Consider the following 15,819-nt stretch of genomic DNA (forward strand, 5'->3'; position numbering starts at 1 on the left):
AATATTAGATGATCACTAATTAGGAGCAGGTACAGTGAGAAAGTTATTGCGTTTTTTAAAGGATTACAAAAAAGAGAGCATTTTAAGTCCATTATTTAAATTATTAGAGGCATCCTTTGAATTGTTTGTGCCTTTGGTTATGGCAGCAATCATTGATACCGGTATTGGCAATAAAGATGGCGGATTCATCTTGAAAATGTGTGGAATCTTGATTTTGCTGGCATTAGTGGGACTGACCTGTTCCATTACTGCACAGTATTTTGCAGCAAAAGCGGCAGTAGGTTTTGCAACTAAGGTACGTCATGCATTATTTGACCATATTCAGAAATTGTCCTATACAGAGATGGATACCGCAGGAACGGATACCATGATTACCAGAATGACCAGTGATATCAATCAGGCACAGTCCGGTGTCAATATGGTACTCCGTCTGTTTTTGCGTTCTCCTTTTATTGTATTTGGTGCCATGATTATGGCATTTACCATTGACGTAAAGGCAGCGCTTATCTTTGTGGTAACGATTCCTGTTTTATCCGTTGTGGTATTTGGAATTATGATAATTACAATTCCGTTGTTCCGCCGGGTGCAGGCATCTTTAGATAAAGTCCTTGGAGTAACAAGGGAGAATCTGACCGGAAGCCGTGTTATCCGTGCCTTTAATAAAGAGCAGGGAGAAATTGCAGATTTTGATGAGAGTAATGAGAGGCTGACGGATGTACAGCTCTTCGTAGGAAAAATTTCAGCATTGATGAATCCGCTTACCTATATTATCATCAACGTGGCACTGGTTATTCTTATCTGGACAGGTGCAATTCAGGTAAATATCGGAAAGATTTCACAGGGTGAAGTAGTAGCACTGGTAAACTATATGTCCCAGATTCTGGTGGAATTAGTAAAGCTTGCAAACCTGATTATTACGGTAACCAAGGCAATTGCCTGTGGAAACCGCGTGCAGAGTATTTTTGAGATGGAGACTTCCATGGTGGATGGAAATGGAAGCAAAAAGGAAGATACCGGATATACCGTAGAATTCCGCAATGTTTCCATGCGTTATAAAGGTGCCGGAGCAGATACCTTAACCGGCATTGATTTTAAAGCAAAGCCAGGAGATACCATTGGTATTATCGGTGGAACCGGTTCCGGGAAGTCCTCTGTGGTCAATCTGATTCCTCGTTTCTATGATGTCACGGAGGGACAGGTTATGGTAGATGGCATGGATGTCCGGGAATATAAGATTACGGATTTAAGAGATAAGATTGGTATTGTGCCGCAGAAAGCAGTGCTGTTTGCGGGAACCGTCCGAAGCAATCTTGCCTGGGGCAAAGAGGATGCGACGGAAGAAGAGATGCAGCAGGCACTTTCCGTTGCACAGGCAGCAGAAGTTGTAGATAAGAAAGACGGTAAGCTGGATGCGGAAGTAGAACAGGGTGGAAAGAATTTCTCCGGTGGACAAAAGCAGCGTCTTACAATTGCCAGAGCACTGGTAAAACAGCCGGAAATCCTTATCATGGACGACAGCTCATCTGCACTGGATTATGCTACCGATGCTAAACTGCGTCAGGCAATTCATAATATGCCAAACCGTCCGACCGTATTTATCGTATCACAGCGTGCCGCATCCATTATGTATGCCGATAAGATTATCGTATTAGATGATGGAACTGTTGCAGGAACCGGCACCCATGAAGAATTGTTAAAGGATTGCAGCGTATATCAGGAAATCTATTATTCGCAGTTTAAGAGGACGGAAGGAGGACACTGATATGAAAAAGGAATCAAGACAGAAGGAAACCCTTGGAAGAATCCTTAAGTATATGAAAAAGTACTGGTTATTCTTAGGTTTGTCCATTGCATTAGCGGTGCTCAGTGTAATTTTAACCTTATACATTCCGATTCTTACCGGAGATGCCATTGATTATATCGTAGACAAAGGAAAAGTGGATTTTACTTATATTACACCGATCCTTAAGAAAATGGTGGTAGTCATTCTGATTACGGCAGCTGCCCAGTGGATTATGAATGTCTGCAACAATAAGATGACTTATAATATTGTCCGGGATATCCGTAAGGATGCTATCCGCAAAATAGAGATTCTTCCACTGAAATATTTAGACGCTCATTCCTACGGTGAAATAGTCAGCCGCGTAATTGCGGATGTAGACCAGTTCGCAGACGGACTTCTAATGGGTTTTACCCAGTTGTTTACCGGTGTGGTAACAATTGTCGGAACATTAGGCTTTATGTTGAGCGTCAATGTAAAGATTACGGCAGTGGTAGTATTTTTAACACCGTTGTCTTTTGTGGTAGCAGGATTCATTGCAAAGAAAACATTCTCCATGTTTAAGCTGCAGTCGGAAACAAGAGGAGAGCAGACTGCTTTAATCGATGAAATGATTGGAAACCAGAAAATTGTCCAGGCATTTTCCCATGAAGATGAGGCGTTGGAAAGTTTCGATGAAATTAATGGAAGACTGGAAAAATATTCCCTTCGTGCCTTATTCTTTTCCAGCATTACCAATCCGAGTACCCGTTTTATCAATGCGTTAGTTTATGCAGGTGTTGGCGTGTTTGGCGCAGTTTCAGCTATCCATGGTGGAATCAGTGTTGGGCAGTTATCCTGTTTCTTAAGTTATGCAAATCAGTATACGAAGCCTTTTAATGAGATTTCCGGTGTCGTAACTGAGTTACAGAATGCACTGGCTTGTGCAGCAAGAGTATTTGAGCTGATTGATGAAGAGGCACAGGTACCGGATGCAGAAGATGCAGTGGTATTAGAGGAAGTAAAGGGAGATGTGGATTTAGAGCATGTTTACTTCTCTTATGAGCCGGGGCAGAAGCTGATTGAGGATTTTAATCTCCATGTCAATCCGGGTGAGCGTGTGGCAATTGTCGGACCGACCGGATGCGGTAAGACAACATTGATTAATCTTCTGATGCGGTTCTATGATGTCAACAGCGGAATCATCCGTGTCAGCGGCGTGCCGGTTAAAGATATGACAAGAAGCAGCCTGCGCAGCAGCTATGGTATGGTATTGCAGGAAACCTGGTTAAAGGAGGGAACCATTCGTGAGAACATCTGTATGGGAAAACCGGATGCTACCGATGAAGAAATCATGGAGGCAGCAAAAGCTTCCCATGCCCATAATTTTATCAAACGTCTGCCCAAGGGCTATGATACGGTAATTGCAGAGGACGGTGGCAATCTTTCCCAGGGACAGAAACAGCTTCTTTGCATTGCCAGAGTTATGCTTTGCCTGCCGCCAATGCTGATTTTGGATGAAGCAACTTCATCGATTGACACACGAACTGAGATGAAGATTCAGGAAGCTTTTGGCCGGATGATGAAGGGAAGAACCAGTTTTATCGTTGCCCATCGTCTGTCTACCATTGAAGAGGCAGACATTATTCTGGTTATGAAAGACGGACATGTTATCGAACAGGGCAATCATGAAGAACTGCTTCGGAAGAATGGGTTCTATGCAGCTCTTTATAACAGCCAGTTCGTACAGTCGTAGAATTAGTTTATAATGTTACATGTTGTAACAGCATTTCATATGTTACCCCAAGTTCCGGATTAAAGTTCCACGGAACGAGAGCTGCCTGACAGCCGGGGTAACGTTTTTTGATGTCTAAAATGCATTCCATGGCACCGCTTACGGGAGAATCATTAAGGGAAGAAGTCCGTTCATTTCCAAAGAAAGCGTCTTTCCCGGTAGAAAGCAAAATGGTATCATTAACCCGTTTTACAATCTTATCGGTCTGTGAGGCAATATATTCCGTTACCCGTTCATCCTGCCAGCGAAAGCTTTCTGCAATGGTATCCCAGATCCATGCAGCCATATTATTAAGCTGGCTGTGAAGACCAAAAGCCACAGAATAATCAAAAGCATGGCTGCCATAGCGTATGACATGCTTTTTGGCTTTCTCATAAGTCTGATGCAGAAATGCCAGTGCCGTACTGACCGGAAGCTCCGTATCGATGGAAGCACCAAAGAGCTTTTTCTGCTCAAAGAGTGTATCACAGAATTTTTCGTAATCACTGTCGTATAAACCGGTAAGATTGCATTCGTCAAGGTGAATGGTAGGATAAGATTCCAACTGATAGCGTTTAAGAGCCTGTTTCATGGCAGGAAGATTATTATCAATTAAAGTAATCGATGAAAAGTGTCCGGCAAGTAGCGATAAATCCCAGTCGTTACAACAGCCAGCACCAAAGATAGCAAGAGTACTGTCAGCAGCAGTAGAGGCAATCAGATAATTGCTGATGGTATTGCGATAATCTGTCCAGTCTTCGTAGGCGTGGGGCAGAAACTGTTTTTGCAAGAGGTCTTCGTAAAGTGACATGGGATACTCCTTTCATTATGTGTATCGGAACGGTTGGTATAAATGTGGTTATTTTTGTTGCTGAGAGGGAAAATGTCCTCCCTACCGCCACAACAGACTACATTTATACAAACTGGTTTGCTTCCGCATCATATTCATAGTCGATGGCGGAAAGCTTATTGCAAAGCTCGTTCCTCGAAAGATTTAAGGCAGAGCAGAGTTCGTCCAAGGTAGGGTAGAAGTCCCGAAGCTGTGTATTGATGTAACTTAATAACATGACTGGGTCATTTGGTATATTCATGGTGTAATGTCTCCTTTATCGTTGATTGCATAGGTGCTTGCGAAAGGGGGAGAGGATTTCCTGATAAAAAAGTTTTAAGGCATTCGCTGCACATTTGATTTTAAGATGATGAAATGCCACAGTTCTAAGTAGCCCATTTTTCTTTTTCGGATAAAAACAGTCTTTTCCATGTTTAACAGAATATTGGTACTGTCCGTCAAAGTACGGATGCCTTTTAAGGGCTGTTAGGGGCACTTGGGATTTCGTCTGGCAACAGGCAACGCTGGTACAGGGATGTACCAGCGAGGCACATTTGAACATGGATGTGAATTTGTGCCGGTTGCCAGATGAAATCAGAATTATGCCGAAATTCCTAGTGCCCCTTGCAGACATTATGTGGCATCCGCTTTTGACGGACAGTGCCGATATTCTGTCAAAGCAAGTGAAAAGACAGTTTATAATAAAGAAAAATGGACTACTAAGAACAGTTGGCATTTCACATCCCCAAAAATCAAACGTACATCGAATGCCACAAAATTTCTTTATCCTTAAAATCTCTCCCCATTCGCAAGCACCTATGGATTATTCAGGTATATGCCCAATTTTAGTCTAAAATTTATCGACTGACAACCTGAAATTAATATAGAAAATGATTTACATTACTGATTTATCATGGTAGTATACTAAAGTGATGGAAAAAGAACTTAATAAAAAGATATTACAAAAAGAGGAGGAACTCTATTATGAAGAAGAAAATGTTGACTGTTTTACTGGCAGCTGCAATGACCGTGTCACTGGCTGGCTGTGGAAGTAAGGATGCAGATAAAAAGGACAATGCATCTGTCCAGAATACTGAAAATGCAAAGAGCGACAATGGTTCAGACCGTACCCAGTTTGTTGTAGGATTTGACGCAGAATTTCCACCATATGGCTATATGGATGAGGATGGAGATTATACCGGATTTGACCTTGAACTGGCACAGGAAGTATGCGACCGTAACGGATGGGAACTGGTAAAGAAACCAATTAACTGGGATTCAAAAGATATGGAATTAGAGTCAGGTTCCATTGACTGTATCTGGAACGGATTTACCATGAATGGAAGAGAAGATGATTATACATTCTCTGATCCATATGTAGACAACAGTATCGTTGTAGTTGTTGCAAAAGATTCGGATATTAATAAATTATCAGACCTGGCAGGAAAAGTAGTAGACGTTCAGGCTGATTCTTCAGGACTTGCAGCATTACAGGGAGATGATGCAACCGATGAAAATAAAGAGCTGACTGCATCTTTTGCTGAACTTCAGCAGGTAGCTGATTACAATACTGCATTTATGAACTTGGAGTCCGGTGCTGTAGATGCAGTAGTATTGGATATCGGAGTAGCAAAATACCAGATGTCATCCAGAGGAGATGCTTTCCGTATGTTGGATGAACAGGTATCCAGCGAGCAGTATGCAATCGGATTTAAAAAAGGTAATACAGAGTTAAGAGACCAGGTTCAGAAGACCTTGGATGAGATGGTAAAAGATGGAACATTTACTACTATCGTAAATAACTACACAGATTATAATTTACCAGAAATGGTTTGCTTAGGAGAATAGATATGTCATTTATTGCTGTAGCACAGCAGCTGGGTTCCGGTATGCTGGCATCACTTTCTATATTTGTATTAACATTGGTATTTTCACTGCCGTTAGGACTTTTAGTGGCATTTGGAAGAAAGTCACGGATTAAGCCGGTGCAGTGGCTTGTAAAATTATACATATCCATTATGCGTGGAACTCCGCTGATGCTTCAGCTTCTGGTGGTGTATTTCGGACCATATTACCTATTTGGAATCCGAATCTCCAAAGAGTATAGCTTTTATGCAACAATCATTGGTTTCTCCATTAATTATGCGGCATATTTCGCAGAGATTTATCGTGCAGGAATCGAAGGAATCCCGGTAGGACAGTATGAAGCAGCCAAAGTATTAGGATACTCTAAGGCACAGACCTTCTGTAAAATCATTTTCCCGCAGATGGTAAAACGCGTGGTGCCGCCGGTAACCAATGAAGTTATTACACTGGTAAAAGATACTTCCATGGCATTTGTACTGGCTTATGCAGAAATGTTTACCATTGCAAAACAGATTGCAGCCCGTGTCAGCAGCATCATGCCATTGTTTGTAGCAGGACTTTTCTACTACATCTTTAACTTTGTAGTGGCATTTATCATGGAACGAATTGAAAAGAAACTGAGTTATTATAAGTAAGGAGAGGAAAAGAATGAAGCTGTTAGAGATAAAGAATGTAAAGAAAAGCTTTGGGGCTGTAGATGTACTTCATGATATTTCACTCTCCGTGGAACAGGGTGAGGTTGTAGCAATTATCGGTCCTTCCGGTTCCGGTAAATCAACACTGCTGCGTTGTGCCACACTTCTTGAGACTATGGATGAAGGAGAACTGGTTTATCTCGGTGAGCATGCGGTGTCAACCGGTGCGGATGGAAAATCCCAGTATGTGGGAAACGCAGAATTAAAAAAGATTCAGGGATATTTCGGACTGGTATTTCAGAACTTTAATCTGTTTCCACATTATTCCGTGTTAAAGAATCTGATGGATGCACCGGTACATGTGCAGAAGCGGAATAAAGAAGAAGTAAAGAAAGAAGCAATGGAGCTTCTTGAAAAAATGGGGTTATCCGATAAGGCAGACTGCTATCCATGCCAGCTTTCTGGTGGACAGCAGCAGAGAGTTGCCATTGCAAGAGCGTTAGCACTTCATCCACAGATTTTATTCTTCGATGAGCCAACCTCCGCATTAGATCCGGAGCTTACCGGAGAAATCTTAAAAGTAATCCGTCAGCTGGCAAGTGAGCATATGACCATGGTAATTGTAACCCATGAGATGGCATTTGCCAGAGATGTGGCTGACCGTGTCATTTTTATGGATGGCGGTTATATTATTGAACAGGGTGACCCGAAGGAAGTAATCGAGCATCCGAAAGAAGAGAGAACAAAGCAGTTCCTGGCAAGATTTGCCCAGAATTAGGATTGGGTAAAGCCGGGATTGCATTATTTATAAAGTCTGCTATAATTCGTCATAGGTATTTGCTTCAACGACCAATAAATATGTATGAGAACAAGCATAGGAGAAGCTATGAAGATAATTATAGTGGGCTGTGGTAATGTAGGTGCAACACTTGCAGAACAGCTTAGTAAAGAAAAACATGATATTACAGTAATTGATACCAGACAGCAGGCTGTAGAGGCAGTGACCAATGTCTGTGATGTAATGGGAATTATTGGAAATGGTGCAAGTTTTAATGCACAGACAGATGCAGGGATTGCAGATGCAGACCTTATGATTGCAGTGACAGGTTCAGATGAACTGAATCTTTTATGCTGTCTGATCGCAAAAAAAGCAGGAGGCTGCCATACGATTGCAAGAGTCAGCAATCCTGTATACAGTAGAGAAATAGGTTTTATTAAAGAGGAATTAGGGTTGTCCATGATTATCAATCCACAGCTTGCAGCAGCACGCGAAATGGCGAGACTGCTGAAATTCCCTTCCGCGCTCAAAGTGGATTCATTTGCCAAGAGCCGGGTGGAATTAGTCAACTACCGGATTGAGGAGGACAACCCTCTTTGTAATATGCAGTTGAAAGATATGGGAAGCAGACTGCATTGTGACGTACTGATAGCAGTGGTTGAGCGTGGAGATGAAGTATATATTCCGGATGGTAATTTTGAGTTGAAAGCCAGGGATGAGATTTCCATTGTAGGGACACCGGCTAAAACTATTGAATTCTTTAAGAAACTGGGCGTGCCTACTTCTTCTGCGAGAGATGCACTGATTGTCGGTGGCGGAAGAACTTCTGTTTATCTTGCAAAGCAGCTTTTGGAAATGGGTATCCGTGTCAAAATTGTAGAACGTGACGAAGAACGCTGTGAAGAATTAAATGAAATGGTTCCAAAGGCGATGATTATCTGTGGCGATGCAACAGATAAAGACCTTTTAATCGAAGAGGGATTGTTAGAGACAGAAGCCTTTGTAGCGACCACTAATTTTGATGAAGAGAATATCATGCTGGCATTGTTTGCAAAGAGTTTATCTTCTGCAAAACTGATTACTAAAGTTCATCGTATTTCTTATGATGATATTATTGACCAGTTAGATGTAGGAAGTATTATTTATCCGAAATTCATTACTTCCGAGAGTATTATCAAGTATGTACGTGCCATGAAAAACTCCATGGGAAGTAATATTGAGACATTGTACAAGCTGAATGATAACCGGGTAGAAGCACTGGAATTTTTAATTAAAGAGGGTTCTCCGGTGGTTGGAATTCCACTGCAGGATCTTCGCTTGAAACCTAAGATGCTGATTGGATGTATCACCCATAAAGGAAAAGTGACCATTCCAAAAGGACAGAGTGTAATTGAAGTGGGAGATACGGTAATTCTTGTTACCACGACGACAGGGTTACATGATATCCGGGATGCATTAAGGTAGGAGGCTTGTCATGAATTATTCCATGATTCGATACATATTAAGCAGTGTTATATGCTTCGAGGGAATCTTTCTTCTGCTTCCGGCAGCAACAGCAGGTATTTATCAGGAAAAGGAAGGCTTTTTATATCTGATTACCGGACTTGCCTGTATGCTGATTGGGTTTTGGGGCAGAAGAAGAAAACCGAAGAGCAGTGTATTTTATTCAAAAGAAGGATTTGCAGCAGTTGCATTAAGCTGGATAATCCTCAGTCTGATTGGTGCATTGCCAATGTATTTAACCGGAGAATTTCCATCTTATATTGATGCGTTATTTGAGACAATTTCCGGCTTTACGACAACAGGCTCAAGTATCTTAAGTGATGTAGCGGCACTTTCCCGTGGAACAGCTTTCTGGCGTTGCTTTACCCACTGGATTGGTGGTATGGGTGTGCTGGTATTTATTATGGCAGTCATGCCCCTTTCCGACAGTTCCAGCATGCATCTGATGCGTGCAGAAAGCCCGGGACCATCTGTTGGAAAACTGGTTCCAAAGGTAAAGACTACTGCAATGATTCTCTATGGAATCTATGTAATCTTTACGGTGATTGAGATTATTGCGCTGTTAATAGCAGGAATGCCACTCTTTGATTCCATGACATTGACCTTTGGTACCGTGGGAACCGGTGGATTTGGACTATTGAACAGTAGTATAGCATCTTATAGTACAGCGGTGCAGATTATCATTACGGTATTTATGATTATCTGTTCCATTAATTTTACTGTATATTATATGTTTTTGATTAAGCGGCCGAAGGAAGCACTGATGTGTGAGGAAATGCGTTACTATCTTTTGATAGTATTCGGTTCGGCACTGCTTATTGCATTTAATATCAGAGCCAGCTTTGCTTCTTTTGGAAAAGCATTCCAGCAGGCAATCTTTCAGGTGGCATCTGTTATCAGTACTACAGGATTTGCCACGGCAGATTTTAATCTCTGGCCGGAATTTTCAAGAATGATTCTGGTGCTTTTAATGTTTGTCGGAGCCTGTGCCGGAAGTACCGGCGGTGGATTTAAGGTTTCCCGTCTCATTATTATGGTAAAATCTGTCCGTAATGAAATTATGTCTGTGACCCATCCGAGAAGTGTGCAGAAGGTACATATGGACGGAAGACGAATACCGGATAATGTGGTAAAGACTGTGTTATGCTATCTGGCAGGCTATGTTGTTATTCTTATCGTATCAGTGTTGTTAATCAGTCTTGATAATTTTGATATGACAACGAACTTTACAGCAGTTATGGCAACCTTTAATAATGTCGGACCGGGACTTAACAGGGTAGGACCGACCGGTAACTTTGGTGGGTTCAGTGTTTTATCCAAGCTGGTATTGATGTTTGACATGCTGGTTGGTCGATTGGAATTATACCCGATGTTAGTGATTTTTGCACCGGGTTTATGGCGGATTCATCCTCACCGCCATGTTGGCAAAGTTCAGTAAATCTTAATAAATAATAAGGAATCCCTCCTTTGCCTGTATGCTATAATGTGTTTGGAATAGCAGACAGGCAGGAGGGATTTTTATGAAAAACCGTATTCTTGTGGTGGATGATGAGAAGGAGATTGCAGACTTAGTAGAGATATATCTGGTAAGTGAGAAGTTTGACGTAATCAAGTGTTACGATGGAGATACAGCAATAGATGCAATAGAGCATGAGAAAATTGACCTTGCAATTTTGGATATTATGCTGCCGGGGATTAGTGGACTGGAGCTGTGCCGCCGGATTCGAAAAAAAGAGAATTATCCGGTTATTATGTTAACTGCAAAAGATTCCGAAGTGGATAAAGTAACCGGACTTACCATAGGAGCAGATGATTATGTGACAAAACCGTTTCTTCCGCTGGAACTGGTTGCAAGAGTGAAGGCACAGTTACGCCGTTATGAGCGCTATGGAGCAAGGACGGACCAGCCGGCAGAGAATATGTCTTTTGACGGTAATATAATAGAAAATACATCTGCAAATGGTTCATATGATGCGGCAGATGGAACGTATGCATCAAATCATGCAGGAACGGAATCGGATGATACTATTATATGCCGTGGAATTTTGTTAAAGAAATGTGCACATGAATGCTATCTGGATGGAGATGAGATTTCACTTACACCGACAGAATTTACGATTTTGCAGGCGTTGTGTGAAGCAAAAGGCAGGGTACTCAGTGCGGAAGAGCTGTTTCATATTATCTGGAAAGACGAATATTATAGCAAAAGCAACAATACCATAACCGTTCACATCCGGCATCTGCGGGAGAAACTTAAGGATACCGGTGAACGTCCAAAATACATTAAGACAATATGGGGAGTGGGATATAAGATTGAAAGATGACAATAATAAGAAAAAACTGGATTTTGCACCGGTAAGACGAAAAATATTTTCCCGGATTGTATTACTGATGGCAGGAGCTTTCTTTGGCATCTGGTTTCTCTACCAGTATGTGCTGCAGGGCAGATTTGCGGATGGAATTGTAAGGTTTCTTTATGATTTTACCAGCATGACGTATGAAGATGCGAGAGCTTTCTATTGGAATAATATCGGAAATCATTTTGAACTGATTTTCTTTGGGGCAATTGCACTGGTATTCTGTCTGATGTTTTATTTCTTTTTAAATTCATTTACAAAATATTTTCAGGAAATTGATAATGGAATCAATGCATTGGTGCATCATGATGGCAGACAGATCCGCATGTCGAAGGAAATGGCTGCCATGGAAGAAAAGTTAAACAGCGTGAATGCAACTTTAAACCGGCAGCTTTATGATATTCAGATGGCAGAGAAGAAGAAGGATGAGTTGGTATTGTATCTTGCCCACGATATCCGGACGCCGCTTACCTCTGTGATTGGGTATCTGAAATTATTAGAGGAGATGCCGGATATTTCAAAAGAGCAGCAGGATAAATTTATCCATGTCACCCTGGACAAAGCACTGAGACTGGAAGTTCTGGTGAATGAATTTTTTGACATCACCCGTTTTAACCGGCAGGATATTGAACTGGCAACGACAGAAATAGACCTTTATTACATGCTGATGCAGCTGTCGGATGAAGTGTACCCGCTTCTTGCACCGGAACATAAGAAAGTGGAAATACAGGCAGACGAAAATTGCAAAGTATATGGGGATGCAGATAAGCTGGCACGTATTTTTAATAACATATTGAAAAATGCCATTGCCTACAGCAACCCGGACAGTACCATTGTCATTTCCGCATGGGAGGAGTCACCGGGAACGGTTATCCTGTTCAGTAATCAGGGGCAGACCATATCACCGGAAGAACAGCAGCGTATTTTTGATAAATTCTATCGGCGGGATGAAGCGAGACAGACCAACAGCGGAGGAGCGGGTCTGGGACTTGCCATCGCAAAGGAACTGGTGGATCTGCATGGAGGAACCATCCGTGTAATGAGTGAAAATGGCCGGACAACATTTAAGGTCTGCCTGCCGAGACGAAAAATGCCGACAGCTTAGAAACGCCGGTTGTATTTTTATGCGTATTATTTTATAATATTCGTTATGAGTAAAGAAGAAAAAAAGCAGAGACAACAACATAAAGAGAAGATAAAGCAGGAGAAAGCTTTCGCTAAAGCAGAAAGCAAACAGGAGAAAGCCGCTGCCAAAGCAGAAAGTAAACAGGAAAAGCAGGCTGTCAAAGAGCAGAGCCGGCACGAAAAAGCCGCTTCAAAGGAATTGGAAAAGCAGGAGAAGCAGCAGCGGAAAGCAGAAGATAATAAGCGCCGTCATACCGATATCAAATGGGACCGGCTGGATAATACGGCACATCTTTTTCCGGTAATTGCAGGAGAAGCAATGAGCAATGTGTACCGGATTGCAGTTACTTTAAATGAAGAGGTACAGCCGGAGTATCTGCGGCAGGCACTGGATATCGTACTTCCGAAATTTCCGGGCTTTAACTTGAGACTGCGTCAGGGAATTTTCTGGTATTATTTTGAAGAGAATGGCAAGAGTGCTCCAAGAGTACAGGAAGAAAGACATTTTCCATGCCGTTTTATCAGACAGAATAAGAATCACAGCTATCTTTTCCGGGTAACTTATTATAAATGCCGGATTAACCTTGAGGTCTTTCATGTACTGACAGATGGCATGGGCGGAATCAATTTCTTAAAGGAGCTGACCTATCAGTATTTAAGACTGGTGCATCCGGAATTGAAGGAGAAGCTGGGAGATAAGTTAAGCAGCGACACATCCATGAACCGTGAGGACAGCTTCCTTAAAAATTACAAGCACAGCTATGCCAAGGGATATAAGACAAAGAAAGCATATCTTATCAAAGGGGAAAAATTACGAACCGATGAATTTGGAGTAATTCATGGATTTGTAAAGATTCCGGCATTGAAAGAGGTATGCCATAAATATGGTGTCAGCATCAATGAGTATCTGGTTGCGGCATTTGCTTACAGCGTATATCGGGAATATCTGCATGGCATGCCGGACACACGCCCGATTCGTGTGGCGGTTCCGGTGAATTTAAGACCATATTTTAATTCCATTACCACCAAGAACTTTTTTACAGTAGTATCTGCAGAGTTTGAACCGGTGGAGGATTCCTATACGTTTGAAGAAGTATTGAAGCTTACTACAGAGAGTCTTCATCAACAGATTAATAAAGAGCATTTAGAGGAACTGTTTTCTTACAATGTGTCCAATGAGAAATTATTGATTGCAAGAGCAGTACCGCTGTTTTTGAAAAATATTGCCATGCGTTATGTGTATACATCGGCAGCACTGGCAAATACATCCACTGTAACCAACATTGGAAATGTGAAAGTGGAAGAGGATTACCAGCCATATATCAAGATGTTTTATGCATTCCTTGCCATGTCAAAGGGACAGAATATCAAGGGAACGATTTGTTCCTATCAGGATACGCTGGCATTTACCTTTAGTTCTGTTTTAAAAGATACATCCCTGCAGCGTGGATTTTTTCGGAAACTGTCAGAGGATGGTCTGAATGTGGAAATAGAAAGTAATGGTGTGTATTATGAGTAAATGTAAGAACTGTAATGTGGAAATCTTAGATGACAGCCAGATCTGTCCGCTGTGCCACAGTGTATTAGAAGAGGGAGAAGAAGGACACAATACCTATCCGGATGCATGGATTCCAACCAGAAGATTAAAATTTGTGACAAATATTATATTCTTTCTGGTGCTATTAGGCAGTGTGACAGCAGGCTATCTTAATTATATCTGGTATCAGGGAAAACTCTGGAGCCTGATTGCAATCGCAGGTCTTTGGTATCTGTTCCTGATTTTCCGGCTGGATATTTTAAGCAATAGTGGATACCGGACGAAAATCATAGCAACTACATTATCCGGAATTTTATATGTGATTCTGATTGACTGGATAGTGGGATTTCATGGCTGGTCGGTTAATTATGTGCTTCCGGCAGGCATTATGCTGTTAGATGCAGGTATTGTTCTGCTCATGATTATCAATTCCAGAAACTGGCAGAGTTATCTGATGTTCCAGTTATTTGGAATTGTATGCAGCCTGATACCGTTGCTTTTGATTGCACTTCACATTGTGACCCATCCGGGGTTAAGTGAACTGGCATTTGGAATTTCTGTATTTTTATTCCTCGGAACGCTGATTATCGGTGACCGCAGAGCCAGACTAGAGTTAAAGAGAAGATTTCATGTAAGGTGATTATGGAAGAAAGTAAGACGAGTGTACAGGGCAGAGTCATCCGTGACCTAATTGCCCGTTTTGCAAGTGATAACTTGATAGGAAGAAAATTAAAGACTGGAGAGCTTCGTAAGAAAATGGTGGAACCGGCGTGGAAATGCCCGGACTGTTTTCTGATGCAGAAAATTAAGATGCCACAATTTGAAATGGAACTTTTAACTTCCATGCAGAATCCAAGGGAAGATAAAGTGGTTCTGCAGCTGCATGGTGGCGGTTATATTGGAAAAATGCGAAATGCCTACCGTACCTTTGCCGGACTTTACAGTGAGGTGGGAAAAGGAATCAGCGTGTTGACCATTGATTACCGTGTGGCACCGGAGCATCCCTTTCCGGCAGCTTTGGAAGATACAGTGGAAGCATATGAATGGCTGCTGCATTGTGGATTTAAACCGGAGCAGATTATTGTGGCAGGTGATTCTGCCGGAGGTGGACTGGCATTGGCACTTTGCATGTACTTAAAGGATCATGGGAAAGCACTTCCCTGCGGACTGATTGCCATGTCTCCCTGGACAGATCTGACTGCCAGTGGTGAATCCTATGATACCAATTATGAGCGGGACCCGTTATTTGGAAATACAAGGGACAGTCTCATTTATAATAAGGATTATGTGGGAGACGCAGACGAAACGAATCCTTATATTTCACCGTTGTTTGGTGACTTCATAGGATTTCCACCAATGCTGATTCAGGTTGGTTCTTATGAGATGCTTTTAAGTGATTCCACATCCGTAGCAGAGAAGGCAAAGAAGCAGGGCGTAAAAGTCCGCTTAAGCATTTACGAAGGAATGTTTCATGTGTTCCAGATGGCAATGCTTATGATGCCGGAATCCAAGCGGGCATGGGCTGAAGTCGGCAAATTCATAGAGATGATTTCGGAATAAAAAATCCGCTGTATCGGAAAAGACAGATTAAAATGTCTCAACCGGGACAGCGGATTTTATTTACGCAAGTAGCAAGAAAAATCGCATGATTGCATA

The 15,819-nt window shown here is 41.9% G+C and carries 14 protein-coding genes; 12 read left to right on the forward strand and 2 right to left on the reverse strand.

All coding sequences use genetic code 11. The annotated features are described in order from the left end of the window. Positions 1–34: 34 nt before the first annotated feature. Entirely contained in the window at positions 35–1,762 is a 1,728-nt protein-coding gene (locus tag DWX96_RS02490) for an ABC transporter ATP-binding protein (RefSeq protein ID WP_118056410.1), read from the forward strand. A 1-nt stretch (position 1,763) separates the two neighbouring features. Further along, positions 1,764–3,515, forward strand: a complete 1,752-nt coding sequence (locus DWX96_RS02495; protein WP_118056409.1) for an ABC transporter ATP-binding protein — start codon at positions 1,764–1,766, stop codon at positions 3,513–3,515. 7 nt (positions 3,516–3,522) lie between these two features. On the opposite strand, the gene DWX96_RS02500 is transcribed toward DWX96_RS02495, so the two are convergent. Next, complete coding sequence (locus tag DWX96_RS02500; RefSeq protein ID WP_118056408.1) at positions 3,523–4,344, reverse strand: hypothetical protein; 822 nt, start codon at positions 4,342–4,344, stop codon at positions 3,523–3,525. Between the two features lie 103 nt (positions 4,345–4,447). Continuing rightward, positions 4,448–4,624, reverse strand: coding sequence for a DUF4250 domain-containing protein (locus DWX96_RS02505; RefSeq protein WP_118056407.1), 177 nt, complete (start codon positions 4,622–4,624; stop codon positions 4,448–4,450). A 722-nt stretch (positions 4,625–5,346) separates the two neighbouring features. On the opposite strand from DWX96_RS02505, the gene DWX96_RS02515 reads away from it, so the two are divergent. The 10 genes from DWX96_RS02515 to DWX96_RS02560 all read left to right on the forward strand — a co-directional run bounded on the left by DWX96_RS02515 (position 5,347) and on the right by DWX96_RS02560 (position 15,723). Continuing rightward, positions 5,347–6,210 (forward strand): amino acid ABC transporter substrate-binding protein, encoded by an 864-nt coding sequence (locus DWX96_RS02515; protein WP_118056405.1) that lies wholly within the window; start codon positions 5,347–5,349, stop codon positions 6,208–6,210. A gap of 2 nt (positions 6,211–6,212) precedes the next feature. Beyond that, positions 6,213–6,863, forward strand: coding sequence for an amino acid ABC transporter permease (locus DWX96_RS02520; RefSeq protein WP_022243952.1), 651 nt, complete (start codon positions 6,213–6,215; stop codon positions 6,861–6,863). Between the two features lie 13 nt (positions 6,864–6,876). Continuing rightward, a complete protein-coding gene (locus tag DWX96_RS02525) occupies positions 6,877–7,641 on the forward strand; it encodes an amino acid ABC transporter ATP-binding protein (RefSeq protein ID WP_022243953.1) in 765 nt (254 codons plus the stop codon). Between the two features lie 108 nt (positions 7,642–7,749). Then, positions 7,750–9,105, forward strand: coding sequence for a Trk system potassium transporter TrkA (gene trkA, locus DWX96_RS02530; RefSeq protein WP_117840622.1), 1,356 nt, complete (start codon positions 7,750–7,752; stop codon positions 9,103–9,105). A 10-nt stretch (positions 9,106–9,115) separates the two neighbouring features. After that, entirely contained in the window at positions 9,116–10,582 is a 1,467-nt protein-coding gene (locus tag DWX96_RS02535) for a TrkH family potassium uptake protein (protein WP_118056404.1), read from the forward strand. 82 nt (positions 10,583–10,664) lie between these two features. Further along, the gene (locus DWX96_RS14490; protein ID WP_117840626.1) at positions 10,665–11,468 is read left to right on the forward strand and encodes a response regulator transcription factor; all 804 of its coding nucleotides are present in this window, start codon (positions 10,665–10,667) and stop codon (positions 11,466–11,468) included. Further along, positions 11,458–12,606, forward strand: coding sequence for a sensor histidine kinase (locus DWX96_RS02545; protein ID WP_242988698.1), 1,149 nt, complete (start codon positions 11,458–11,460; stop codon positions 12,604–12,606). The genes DWX96_RS14490 and DWX96_RS02545 overlap by 11 nt, the downstream gene beginning before the upstream one ends. A gap of 45 nt (positions 12,607–12,651) precedes the next feature. Further along, a complete protein-coding gene (locus DWX96_RS02550) occupies positions 12,652–14,145 on the forward strand; it encodes a cell envelope integrity protein TolA (RefSeq protein WP_242988700.1) in 1,494 nt (497 codons plus the stop codon). After that, complete coding sequence (locus DWX96_RS02555) at positions 14,138–14,803, forward strand: DUF6320 domain-containing protein (protein WP_118056699.1); 666 nt, start codon at positions 14,138–14,140, stop codon at positions 14,801–14,803. Before DWX96_RS02550 ends, DWX96_RS02555 begins: the two co-directional genes overlap by 8 nt. Before the next feature lie 2 nt (positions 14,804–14,805). Further along, entirely contained in the window at positions 14,806–15,723 is a 918-nt protein-coding gene (locus tag DWX96_RS02560; RefSeq protein ID WP_118056403.1) for an alpha/beta hydrolase, read from the forward strand. Positions 15,724–15,819 lie beyond the last annotated feature (96 nt).

Source organism: Roseburia sp. AF22-2LB, from assembly GCF_003461125.1.
Classification (GTDB): Bacteria; Bacillota; Clostridia; order Lachnospirales; family Lachnospiraceae; genus Roseburia_C; species Roseburia_C amylophila.

Bases quoted from the DNA above. Each gene is read 5' to 3' on its own strand.
- DWX96_RS02495 (WP_118056409.1), top strand. From the start codon at position 1,764: ATGAAAAAGGAATCAAGACAGAAGGAAACCCTTGGAAGAATCCTTAAG.
- DWX96_RS02500 (WP_118056408.1), bottom strand. From the start codon at position 4,344: ATGTCACTTTACGAAGACCTCTTGCAAAAACAGTTTCTGCCCCACGCC.
- DWX96_RS02505 (WP_118056407.1), bottom strand. From the start codon at position 4,624: ATGAATATACCAAATGACCCAGTCATGTTATTAAGTTACATCAATACA.
- DWX96_RS02515 (WP_118056405.1), top strand. From the start codon at position 5,347: ATGAAGAAGAAAATGTTGACTGTTTTACTGGCAGCTGCAATGACCGTG.
- DWX96_RS02520 (WP_022243952.1), top strand. From the start codon at position 6,213: ATGTCATTTATTGCTGTAGCACAGCAGCTGGGTTCCGGTATGCTGGCA.
- DWX96_RS02525 (WP_022243953.1), top strand. From the start codon at position 6,877: ATGAAGCTGTTAGAGATAAAGAATGTAAAGAAAAGCTTTGGGGCTGTA.
- trkA (WP_117840622.1), top strand. From the start codon at position 7,750: ATGAAGATAATTATAGTGGGCTGTGGTAATGTAGGTGCAACACTTGCA.
- DWX96_RS02535 (WP_118056404.1), top strand. From the start codon at position 9,116: ATGAATTATTCCATGATTCGATACATATTAAGCAGTGTTATATGCTTC.
- DWX96_RS14490 (WP_117840626.1), top strand. From the start codon at position 10,665: ATGAAAAACCGTATTCTTGTGGTGGATGATGAGAAGGAGATTGCAGAC.
- DWX96_RS02550 (WP_242988700.1), top strand. From the start codon at position 12,652: ATGAGTAAAGAAGAAAAAAAGCAGAGACAACAACATAAAGAGAAGATA.
- DWX96_RS02555 (WP_118056699.1), top strand. From the start codon at position 14,138: ATGAGTAAATGTAAGAACTGTAATGTGGAAATCTTAGATGACAGCCAG.
- DWX96_RS02560 (WP_118056403.1), top strand. From the start codon at position 14,806: ATGGAAGAAAGTAAGACGAGTGTACAGGGCAGAGTCATCCGTGACCTA.